This window comes from Flavobacterium sp. (assembly GCF_024305175.1).
In the GTDB taxonomy this organism is placed as follows: domain Bacteria; phylum Bacteroidota; class Bacteroidia; order Flavobacteriales; family Flavobacteriaceae; genus Flavobacterium.
Genome location: NZ_JAMWYY010000087.1, coordinates 1 through 10,464 on the forward strand (window position 1 = coordinate 1; position 10,464 = coordinate 10,464).

A 10,464-nucleotide genomic window follows, 5' to 3' on the forward strand; every position below is an offset into this window, starting at 1 on the left:
GTGCGCTTGCCAGTCGGTGTTAAGCACGGTGTAATGGTTGGTTTTCTTAAGCGCCTGCAGCTCATCCATGTTACGGGTGCGGAAAGTTCCCCTCCAGATTTCTTCAAGGGTTATTTTCTGCTGTGCAAAAAGAGGCGCCGCAGACAATAAAAATAGTAAAAAAGCTTTTTTGATGTTATTCATTTTGCAAATGGTAAAAAACTCCCAATTTTAATAAAAAATTATGAAATAGCGGGCGATTTTTTTGTTAAATGCATGATTACTTATTTAGCCGCAACTTTTTATTTTGGCAAATGGGCTTACTATGGCGTATCTTTGCATACTGCATATATATAAGCTACTGATAATGAGTAAAGCAATAGCGGGTTTTTCTAAACTTGCAAAAGAAGAAAAAATAGAGTGGATTGCAAGGGAATATTTTGCCAATCCGGAAGAAGCGGCAGCTTTAGTACGAAAATACTGGAACACCGATGCCGAACTGCAAAAACTCCATGACGAATTTATAGAAAATACCATAACAAACTTTTACCTGCCGTTGGGTGTTGCGCCTAATTTCGTGATAAATGGCAAAGAGTACATCCTGCCAATGGCGGTGGAAGAAAGCTCTGTAGTGGCAGCAGCAGCTAAAGCAGCCAAATTCTGGGCTGCAAGAGGTGGCTTTAAAGCCACAATACTGGGCACAGAAAAAATAGGCCAGGTACATTTTATGTATAAAGGCAATACTGCTAAACTGGAAACTTTTTTTAATGAAATAAAGCCCAAGCTGATTAGCGGCACAAACGACCTTACCCGGAATATGGAAAAAAGGGGCGGTGGTATTACCGATATAGAACTTCGTGATAAGACCGGCCTGCTCGACAATTATTACCAGCTGCATGCCACTTTTGAAACGGTAGACAGCATGGGAGCCAACTTTATTAACTCCTGCCTGGAGCGTTTTGCCAAAATACTGAAAGAGGAAGCTGCTGCCTACAGTGACTTTACATCTGATGAAAAGGACATAGAGGTAATAATGAGCATCCTCTCTAATTATGTACCGGGCTGTGTGGTACGTGCCGAGGTGAGCTGCCCTATAGAAGAGCTTACCGTTGAGAAAGATATAGACCCTGAAGTATTTGCTAAAAAGTTTGTGACCGCTGTAAAAATAGCCGAAGCAGAGCCTTTTAGGGCAGTAACCCATAACAAAGGCATAATGAACGGCATTGATGCGGTTGTTGTGGCAACGGGTAACGACTTTAGGGCGGTAGAGGCCGGTGTGCACGCCTATGCTTCTAAAAACGGAAACTATTCAAGCCTGTCTCACGCAACGATAGAAAATGGTATTTTCAGGTTTTGGATAGATGTGCCTTTAGCATTGGGTACTGTTGGCGGTTTAACATCGCTGCACCCGCTTGTAAAATTCTCGCTTGAAATGCTTGGCAAGCCTTCGGCAAAAGAGCTTATGCAAATTGTTGCTGTCGCCGGGCTGGCACAAAACTTTGCCGCAGTCCGCTCTTTAACTACAACAGGCATACAGCAGGGCCACATGAAAATGCACCTGATGAACATACTGAATCAATTAAAAGCTACCGATAACGAAAAACAGGATGCTGTTACCTATTTTGAAAGTAATACAGTAACCCATGCCGCAGTGGCAGACTTCATACAATCGGCAAGAAAAGCAAATCCGACACTTATTGAAAAAGACTTTTTACAGTAACGGCAAACTACTTTTAACAGGGGAATATACCGTGCTTGACGGGGCAAAAGCCCTTGCTTTACCCACACGTTACGGACAATACCTGGATGTAGAGCCAAATTGCGAGGACTATATTTCATGGACCGGCTTTGATGCTGATGGCTCGGTTTGGTATAAAGACAAGCTGATACTAAATGATATTATCAGTAATGGCTGTAACAGTGAGAATACCGTAACAAAAACACTCGTAAAAATTTTGCATACGGCACACAGCATGAATCCACATGTGCTGCAACACGGCTTTACAGCAGAAACTAGGTTAACCTTTCCCCGCTCGTGGGGGCTTGGCACCTCTTCTACCCTTATCAATAATATAGCTTCGTGGTTTGAGATTAATCCTTACAGTTTATTGTGGGAGAGTTTTGGTGGCAGCGGTTACGATATTGCCTGCGCAGCAAACAATACCCCGATATTCTATGAAATTAAAGATGGGCAGCCTCTTGTAACGCCTGTAAGTTTTAAGCCTACCTTTAAAAATAACCTTTACTTTATATACCTGAACAAAAAGCAGGACAGCCGCAACGCAATTGCCTCCTATAGGGAAAGAAAGCAAAACAATAGCCTTACAGGCATTATTAATAACCTGACGGATGCAATATCAGGCGCAGTAACTTTAAACGATTTTAAAGCCCTTATTAAAGAGCATGAAGCTGTAATGAGTAGTGTATTAGGGCAGCAAACAGTAAAGCAACGGCTTTTCCCTGACTTTGAGGGCAGCCTTAAAAGCCTGGGTGCATGGGGTGGCGATTTTATACTTGCCGCTTCAGAAAAAGACCCCACACCCTATTTTAAAACAAAAGGGTTCACAACCATACTTCCGTATAAAGACATGATCTTATAAACAAAAAAACCACTCGCAAGAGTGGTTTTTTTATAGTATCTTATACAGTATTACTGATTAAACTCAGCCCTGTTGTCTTCAATATCAGCATTGTCTTTAAGCGCTGTGGTAAGCCTGAACTGTACACCGCCCCTGCTTTCTGATTTAAGCCTTGTGGCAACTGCATTATAGTTTGGCAGCTCGGCAGCTTTGGTAACATTTTTAGCTTTTACCATAAACACACCCATATTACCTTCTATAAGGCCTGATGTTTTGCCTTCGCCAAGCCCGAATGCTTTACCTACAACTTTTGGCTCAGAGCCTACACCCGGAACCATAGGGGCCGCAAGTGTAACATCTGTAGCTGAAGCAACGCTTGAGCCAGATGATTTGGCTACCGCCTCAAGTGTATCGCCTTTCATTTTCTCTTTAATAAGAGCTGCTTTCTTCTCATTCCTAAGTATAGGCAGTACAGTATTTTTAGCTTCCTCAAGCGGCATAAGGCCTTTCTCGTTCTTGCTCTTTAGCTTAGCCACAACATAACCTTCAGGAACATCAAATTTCTTAACATCGCCTTCTTCAGTATCTTTGTTAAAAGCCCAGCTAACAATTTGCCTTTGCTGCCCTAAGCCCTGTATATTCTCATCATAAGCACCAAGCTTATTTGTTGTTTTAACTTCAAGGTTAAGCGCTTTAGCAAGCTCTTCAAGCGGCTTTTCGGCTGCATCCATTTCAAGTTTGGTAGCTTTGGTAAACAACTCATCACTTGTACCTTCAGACGGGCGTATTTCTTTTGCTATTGTTGCAAGCTGTACAGCATCATATTTATCAAGCACCTTCATTACGTGGAAACCAAAATCGGTCTCTACCACTCCGGTTTTACCTACGGGGTTTCCAAAAAGGAATTTATCAAATTCCGGCACCATCTGCTTTGGCATTACATCATCATATATACCACCGTTGCCTTTAGAGCCCGGGTCATCACTGTTCTCAGCAGCAAGCTGTGCGAATGAGCCTGGATTGGCATTTACTTTCTGAAGTATCTCATTGGCTTTAGCCTGAGCTTCTTCTTTAGTCCTGTTATGCTCTCCCGGAGATTTACTTCCATCATAAGCAATAAGTATGTGACTAACTTTTGCACTTGCATTTGGCCTCCTGCCCACAACCCTTGTCAGTTTAAGGTAACCGTTATCAGTATAAGGCCCGTAAACCTCACCTGCAGGCAGGTTAAATATCTGCTCTGCGTGCTCTAACGGAAGGCTCTTTTTAGTTACATAAGTAGTGTCATAAGCAACATCAGAATTTTTGTTTACAAAATCCTTTACATCAGCTGCACCCCTAAAGCCGGGTATGGTATCATTAGCTTTTGTTTGCTCATTATAAACAACCCTCGGAGTAAGTATTTCATTAACACTTTTCCTTAATTCAGATTCATCTTCTGCTGATGGTTTATCTTCTATTAGCACATACTCTACAAAACGTGAAGCCTCTGCTTTATATTTTTTCTCGTTCTTTTTCATGTAGGCTGTAATTTCCTCATCAGAAACCTTTACCTCATCGTCATTTATAGTTGCATAAGGAACAAATACATAATCAAAGTTCACCTTGTCATTTTCAAGCTTATGCTTGGCTTTTGCATCAAGGTTAGTGGCAACCATACCCGCTTTTACCATAGTAAGGTAAAGCTGTTTTTTGGCTGCATCCTCTACAAGCGGCATATTCCTTTCAATCATCCTCCACTGGTCAGGGTTTGTGGATTTCATGTTTACAAGGAACTCATTAAACTTGTTTTTATCAAACTGGCCTATTGCGTTAAGGAACTGAGGGTTTTGCGCTACAGAAGGATCCTGCGCATACATATTATAAACATGGTCTTTACCAACCCTTAGGCCAATTTTTTCGAAACGTTCGCTGTACAGCTTATTTTCTACTTCCTGGTTCCAAACCATGTTTGTAGCCTGTGTTGCACTCATGCCACGCTGCCTTGCCTGTACATCATTTACCTTCTGGATAAATTCCTGGGCAGGGATGTCTTCACCGTTTACGCTACCAATATTTTTAGTAACGCCAAAGCCGCCGTTGCTTATAACATCGGTAACTATAAATGCAAGCAGTGATAGGCCTATCACCAGTATCAGTAGCAGGGAACGCTCCCTAATTTTTGATAAAACCGCCATTTTATTGATTATTAATTTAAAATTCAGTGGGCGAAAATACAATTATCTCTTTAATAATAAAAGAAGTGACCTTATATTTTCTAAAGTTTTTTACTGCTCCCTTAGCGGCTTAATTTTTATAAGTTCTATTTTTTTAGTCGAAGCTGCCTCTATTATTATACTGAAGCCTTCGCACTGTATGTACTCGCCCGTTTTAGGTATTTCCTTAGCGTGGTGCACTACAAAGCCGCCGAGAGTAGCATATGAGTCTGTTTCGGGTATATTGAGCCCATACTCTTCATTTACATACTGCACATCTAAGCGCGCCGAAAACAGCCATTCGCCGTTTTCAAGCTCCTGCTCCATGAGTTCTTCCTCCTCATCATGTTCGTCTTCAATTTCACCAAAAAGCTCCTCAATAATGTCCTCTATGGTTATTATACCTGCGGTACCGCCATATTCATCCAGAACAACAGCCATACTTTTGCGCTTGCGGGTAAGTATGCCTAAAAGTTCTTTAATGAAAATTGTTTCGGGCACATACTCAATGGTTATCATCATTTCCCTGATGCTGCCGCGTTTTTTAAACAATTCGAAAGAGTGTATGTAGCCGACAATATTATCAAGTGTTTCGGCATATACCACCACCTTAGAGTAACCTGTATCAACAAAAAGCTGCTTTAGCTCATCAACACTGTCGTTAAGCTCTACTGCGGCAATTTCGGTGCGGGGTGTCATTACTTCGCGCGCCTTTAGGTCGGCAAACTCAAGTGCGTTCTGAAACATCTGTATTTCAGAGTCCACTTCGTCCTCTTCGTCTACACCATTCATCTGCTCCGAAATATAATTACCCAATTCACCCCTTGTAAAATAGGCTTTGCGGGTATCACCCGTTGTACGCAGCACTTTAAGGAGTATAAAATCAGAAAGGGTTATAACAAAAAGCGAAACCCAGTAAAAAAGGCAGTAAAAAGCATAAGCAGGCAGAGCAAAAAACTTTATCAGTGTGTTGGCATATATCTGGAAAAAAACTTTTGGGAGGAATTCTGCCGTGAGCAGTATTACAAACAGCGCAATTACTATTTGCAGCAGTACTTCATAAAAAACCGGGAAGTGCCACCCAAAGGCATCCATCCACCGCAGGGCTACCTGCCCCATATAATACCCATATATTACCAGTACTATACTGTTACCCACAAGCATAGCGGTAATAAACTGAACAGGGTTTTCGGTTAAACGTGTTAAAATGCGGGATATTAGGTTGGCCTGCCTTTTTTCTACCCCAAGATAAACCTTATTAGAGGATACATAGGCAATTTCCATCCCCGAAAAAAAAGCTGAAAGCAACAGGCATAATATGATAACCGTAGCTTCCATATACTATAGTTTAATTATCTTTTTTCCTGTCTGCCCACCTTTTTGCATATCTAAGCCTGAAGAAAAACATAAACAACGCCACAAGGGCAAGTAAAAGCATAACAATGCCGTTACTGCTGTCGCCTGCATTTATAGACGATATTCCCTCATAAACCAGAAAGGCTGCAGCAACAAGATAAAGATATGCTACAATTTTAAGATAACCCATTTTTATTCAATAAATTTATTATAGTTTGCTGCTGTCAACATTATTAGCTTCCCCGCGGTTGCGTTGGGTGTTTACCACTTTAAAATCTTTACTAAAGTCGATACCCGGCCCCTCAAGATAGCTGCCATTTTGCGCATCATACAGCTTAAAATATTTTTCTGTGTAAAACCATTCGTTTTTCTGGTCGTAGTATAATTGCTCGGTTTCGAGTACTTTGCCGTCAGAAGAGGTGATTTTTACGTTGCCCTGCAGGTCAATCAGGTCGGTGTCGGCATAATTAATGGCATAATCACTTTCTACATAGCTGTTTTTTCCGCTTTCATCTACAAGCGTAACGTGAACCCCCTTTGGGAACTCATTAAAGCCGTACCTTAGATTATTGAAGTCGAGCATCAGGGGGCTGACTAATATAGCCTTTACTTTTCCTGAATCGGTATATTTAAGATTGACATCTTCCGCCATTACCTGCGGGCTGAACTCAACGGTATTTATACGCTGCACATCTTTAATATCGCTGTCGCAGGAGGCAAGGGAGACAATTACTGCCGCAAGAGGTAAAAAAAAGCGTAGAACCTGCTTCATCATTACAGTTTTGGCAATTTAACCGTTTCATTTATCCAGCAGCCATACTGCACCTCATCACCTTTTTTATAGCCTGCCGCTTTTGCTTCATCTTTGTTAGGAAGCCTTTCTGAATATTGCTTAACAAGCGCCTGTGCTGTGGGTTTATATTTAGGCTCTGCAGCGGCAGCTTTATTTGCCATATCTATAGCCTTAAACAAAAGTGCTTTTTGCTGAAAATCGTTAAGCCCGCAGTCCCTGTTGCCAACAGAGGAATACATCTCTGCAAGGAACAGGTACGGCTCGCCCGATTTTGCGTTGGCCGATGCAGCCATCAGTGCATATTTTTTAGCCTCTGCCTTATCAGCATTACGGTAAATGCCGGCAATATGCATATATAGCCCTGCTTTACGGCTTGGTGAAGTTTCCAATGCTACAGCATCCTCAAAATAGCCGATAGCTTCTTCTTTTTTGGTTTTCTTCAGCGCCACATCTCCTGCCCTGAAGGCTGTTGCAACAGTACGGTTATTTTTATATGACGCTACTGCTGTTTTATATAAGATATCTTCCCTGTAGCATTTGTTTTCATAAAGAACAGAAGCAACCGATTCCAGCCATGCGGCATCTTCCTTATGCTCTTCAAAACGGCTGCTGTAATATTCGGCAAGCGACTCGCACGACACATAGTTTGATGACAGCTTATCTATGTTCTGGTGAACGGCACTAAGTGCATCAATGTAATTATCTGCATTCTTCAGGAATTGTTTTTCCCTGCGGGTAAGTGGCTCCTGTTGCTGTCTGCCTTCCAGGGCTGCCTTTTGGGCTATAAACGTATTGCGTGCATAGGTTACCTGCGCAGCTATTCCGGTATATTTTTCTATAAAGTCTGTCCCGGTTATATTTTTGTCTCCTGCCTCATAGCGTTTCAGGTAAAGCATAAAATATTCCTGCAGGGCATCATAATCGGTAAACTTATTTTTGCTTGAAGTATAAAAGTTATCCAGCATTTTAAAAACCTCATCGTCATCAGCCAGCTTATGCTCTTTCATCAGCATTGCTTTTCTTACCACACTGCCGTTGCCGGGAAAGTTTTTTTCATAATCGGCGTACAGGGTTAAAAGCGTATCAATGTTAGCCTGCTTATCCTCCGGATTGCGAGATGATTCAGCCTTTATCTTATAGATTTCTTCCCCATACAGGTAAATATCAGCACTATATTTTGGGCATTCTTTAATAAGGTTCTTTAGCAACGGTACAGCGTCATCATAATCCCTGTCAAGCACAAGTGCCTCATAGCTTTCAAACTTTTTCTCACACTCTTCCTGCTTTTGCGCATTAGCGGCAAAAGCCATAAAGAGCGAAAATACCGTTAGCAGAACCTTATTAATTTTCATAGCATTGCAATTTTATTAATCGTACTTACGCTTAATGAACCAACGGTCGCCAAGCGAAAAGCTTACAAAGAAGTTCACGTAATTTTCCTGTATCAGGTTGGCGTTAGTTGTACCGCGCCTCCCAAATTCAACCCCCATGTTCAAATTACTTGTATAGTAAGGGAGCGGTAACCCAAGGCCAAGCGTAAGCCCGTAATCGTTAATACTTTCGTTATTTACTACAAGCCCCGTTTTTTCGAATTTAAGGCCTGCCCTGTATGTTATTTTTTTAAGATAGTTGTTATACGACTGGTAGTTTGGCACATAGTAACCACCAAGAGCTATTTTATGTCCGCTTTCAAAACCTGCCGATGTAACGTTATCAAACCTGTTGCCAAGCTCATTGCTTTGCCTGAAGGTATATTCGGCACCGGCAAACCATTTGGTCTTATTACCAATACCTGTACCAAAGGTAAACTTTGAAGGCAGCTTGACATCGTCGCCACCAACAGAAACTGTAACCTCATCCACAATAAGCTCTGCACCGGAGTTAGCATAAGTTATCGTTGCATACTGCCTTTCGGTGCTCCCGCTAAGGGTAGCCTGTGGTGTAAAGGTCGCGCTGGTAAACCAGTCATATTTACCATTAAGCTTTGCCTGATACATAAGGCCGACATTAAAAGAAAAGCCATTGTACTTTGATTCGTTTATCTCCCTGGTAGGGTATTGCACCGGCACATTAGGCACAGCCACTATCGATTTTGTCTCTATCTTACCAAAGTTGTACTGTGCATCTACACCCACACTTAGTTGCGGAACAATTTTATAGGCAACGCCTGCAAAAACACGGTTAAGCCCGCCGCTGCCCTGAAAGCGCCTGTACTCCTCATATTCGCCATCCGTTACCGTATTTTCTATTTTATACCCCACATCGCTATAGGGCATAAGCCCGAAAGCCACACCCACTTTTTTACCCACCGGAACTCCTACAGCAAGATAATCTAAAGTTGTCCTGTTAGAGTTGCTTTCGGCATCATCGGTTTTAAAAGTAGTAGTACTGGAAGTACCGCCAACAGTAAAGTTAGTAAAAATAAGCGAGCTGTAAGAAGCAGGATTCTGCAGGTTTATGTGAATACTGTCGGGAATTATACCCAAGCCACCCATGCTGCGGTTTTCAACAGTACCTTTAAAGGTCATGTCGCCAATTCCGTAATACGAATAAGGAGAGGCAATCCTTTCCTGTGCAAACGCTAAGGCAGAGAAAACCAAGCAACAGCTAACGATAACTTTTTTAATCATGTTTGTTTTGTATAGTATATAATTTATTCAGGCTTTCCAGCAGGAAATTTGAATTGGCAAATATGGTGTTTTTTAGCCGTACAGCCAAAAAATCGGCATCGCCTCCTGTAAGTATAACAGTAAGATTGCCATAATCCTGCATATACTGGCTTATAAAACCCTCAATTTCAAACAACAGGCCATTTACTACGCCCGAATGCATCGATTGTTTTGTGGTTTTGCCGGTATAATTCTCCGGTATTTCCGGGTATAACAACGGAAGTTTTGCTGTAAAATTATGCATAGCCTCATATCTCAGTTTCAGCCCCGGCGATATGGCACCACCGCGATACCTGTTCTGGCTATCTGTAAAATCATAAGTAACGCAGGTACCCGCATCAATAACAAGTTTGTTTTCTTCAGGGAACAGTATTGCTGCCCCCGCAGAAAGTACCATACGGTCTATACCGAGTGTATGGGGTGTTTCGTATAAGTTCTGAAAAGGGAAGGCCGACTCATGGTTTACAACTGTTGTACGAGAATATTTTTGAAGCACCGAAATTACTTCATTATGCCCTGCACCCACCGAAGAAAGCACAGAATCTGCCAAACCGGGATAGCCTGAAAAAATTTTTTCAATTTTTTTTTCGCTGTCGTTTTTGTCGAAAACAAATTTCTCTAAAAGGACATCACCCTCAAATACAGCAGCTTTAATTTTTGTATTGCCTACATCTACGGCTAAAAGCATCTTTGTTTGATTATCGGCACAAAGATACGAATACATTTTTTTTGAGATTTGTTTTGGATAATATAAAAATGATTCTATATTTGCACCCGCAATAACAACGGTACCTTAGCTCAGTTGGTAGAGCAATGGACTGAAAATCCATGTGTCCCTGGTTCGATTCCTGGAGGTACCACAAAAGCCCGCTAACAGCGGGCTTTTTATTTTA

At 41.7% G+C, this 10,464-nt stretch carries 10 protein-coding genes and 1 tRNA gene; 3 read left to right on the forward strand and 8 right to left on the reverse strand.

Annotated elements, in window-relative coordinates:
* Positions 1 to 183, reverse strand: a 183-nt coding sequence (locus Q0K96_RS14310; RefSeq protein ID WP_297334663.1) for a hypothetical protein, incomplete at its 3' end; no start/stop codon positions are given.
* A 163-nt stretch (positions 184 to 346) separates the two neighbouring features.
* On the opposite strand from Q0K96_RS14310, the gene Q0K96_RS14315 reads away from it, so the two are divergent.
* Together Q0K96_RS14315 and Q0K96_RS14320 are read left to right on the forward strand one after the other, a co-directional pair.
* On the forward strand, positions 347 to 1,699 hold the full coding sequence (locus tag Q0K96_RS14315; protein ID WP_297334664.1) for a hydroxymethylglutaryl-CoA reductase, degradative: 1,353 nt from the start codon (positions 347 to 349) through the stop codon (positions 1,697 to 1,699).
* Positions 1,677 to 2,579 (forward strand): GYDIA family GHMP kinase, encoded by a 903-nt coding sequence (locus Q0K96_RS14320; protein WP_297334665.1) that lies wholly within the window; start codon positions 1,677 to 1,679, stop codon positions 2,577 to 2,579. Before Q0K96_RS14315 ends, Q0K96_RS14320 begins: the two co-directional genes overlap by 23 nt.
* 50 nt (positions 2,580 to 2,629) lie before the next feature.
* Here the strand turns inward: Q0K96_RS14320 and Q0K96_RS14325 are convergent, their stop codons facing one another.
* The 7 genes from Q0K96_RS14325 to Q0K96_RS14355 all read right to left on the reverse strand — a co-directional run bounded on the left by Q0K96_RS14325 (position 2,630) and on the right by Q0K96_RS14355 (position 10,295).
* Positions 2,630 to 4,735 carry a peptidylprolyl isomerase gene (locus Q0K96_RS14325; RefSeq protein ID WP_297334666.1) on the reverse strand — a complete coding sequence of 702 codons (2,106 nt, stop codon included), beginning with the start codon at positions 4,733 to 4,735 and terminating at the stop codon, positions 2,630 to 2,632.
* A gap of 90 nt (positions 4,736 to 4,825) precedes the next feature.
* Positions 4,826 to 6,091 carry a hemolysin family protein gene (locus Q0K96_RS14330; RefSeq protein WP_297334667.1) on the reverse strand — a complete coding sequence of 422 codons (1,266 nt, stop codon included), beginning with the start codon at positions 6,089 to 6,091 and terminating at the stop codon, positions 4,826 to 4,828.
* A gap of 10 nt (positions 6,092 to 6,101) precedes the next feature.
* Positions 6,102 to 6,299: a hypothetical protein gene (locus tag Q0K96_RS14335; RefSeq protein ID WP_297334668.1), complete on the reverse strand. Its 198-nt coding sequence runs from the start codon at positions 6,297 to 6,299 to the stop codon at positions 6,102 to 6,104.
* Between the two features lie 18 nt (positions 6,300 to 6,317).
* Entirely contained in the window at positions 6,318 to 6,884 is a 567-nt protein-coding gene (lptC, locus tag Q0K96_RS14340; protein ID WP_297334669.1) for an LPS export ABC transporter periplasmic protein LptC, read from the reverse strand.
* Complete coding sequence (locus tag Q0K96_RS14345; protein ID WP_297334670.1) at positions 6,884 to 8,254, reverse strand: hypothetical protein; 1,371 nt, start codon at positions 8,252 to 8,254, stop codon at positions 6,884 to 6,886. Before Q0K96_RS14345 ends, lptC begins: the two co-directional genes overlap by 1 nt.
* A 15-nt stretch (positions 8,255 to 8,269) precedes the next feature.
* Positions 8,270 to 9,532, reverse strand: a complete 1,263-nt coding sequence (locus tag Q0K96_RS14350) for a hypothetical protein (protein ID WP_297334671.1) — start codon at positions 9,530 to 9,532, stop codon at positions 8,270 to 8,272.
* A complete protein-coding gene (locus Q0K96_RS14355; protein WP_363317255.1) occupies positions 9,525 to 10,295 on the reverse strand; it encodes a type III pantothenate kinase in 771 nt (256 codons plus the stop codon). Before Q0K96_RS14355 ends, Q0K96_RS14350 begins: the two co-directional genes overlap by 8 nt.
* A gap of 63 nt (positions 10,296 to 10,358) precedes the next feature.
* Here Q0K96_RS14355 and Q0K96_RS14360 point away from each other — a divergent pair.
* Positions 10,359 to 10,431: transfer RNA gene (locus tag Q0K96_RS14360), tRNA-Phe, on the forward strand.
* Positions 10,432 to 10,464 lie beyond the last annotated feature (33 nt).

What these genes read in the sequence shown, in the direction of transcription:
- Q0K96_RS14315 (WP_297334664.1), top strand. Translation starts at nt 347, where the DNA reads ATGAGTAAAGCAATAGCGGGTTTTTCTAAACTTGCAAAAGAAGAAAAA.
- Q0K96_RS14325 (WP_297334666.1), bottom strand. Translation starts at nt 4,735, where the DNA reads ATGGCGGTTTTATCAAAAATTAGGGAGCGTTCCCTGCTACTGATACTG.
- Q0K96_RS14330 (WP_297334667.1), bottom strand. Translation starts at nt 6,091, where the DNA reads ATGGAAGCTACGGTTATCATATTATGCCTGTTGCTTTCAGCTTTTTTT.
- Q0K96_RS14335 (WP_297334668.1), bottom strand. Translation starts at nt 6,299, where the DNA reads ATGGGTTATCTTAAAATTGTAGCATATCTTTATCTTGTTGCTGCAGCC.
- lptC (WP_297334669.1), bottom strand. Translation starts at nt 6,884, where the DNA reads ATGATGAAGCAGGTTCTACGCTTTTTTTTACCTCTTGCGGCAGTAATT.
- Q0K96_RS14345 (WP_297334670.1), bottom strand. Translation starts at nt 8,254, where the DNA reads ATGAAAATTAATAAGGTTCTGCTAACGGTATTTTCGCTCTTTATGGCT.
- Q0K96_RS14350 (WP_297334671.1), bottom strand. Translation starts at nt 9,532, where the DNA reads ATGATTAAAAAAGTTATCGTTAGCTGTTGCTTGGTTTTCTCTGCCTTA.
- Q0K96_RS14355 (WP_363317255.1), bottom strand. Translation starts at nt 10,295, where the DNA reads ATGTATTCGTATCTTTGTGCCGATAATCAAACAAAGATGCTTTTAGCC.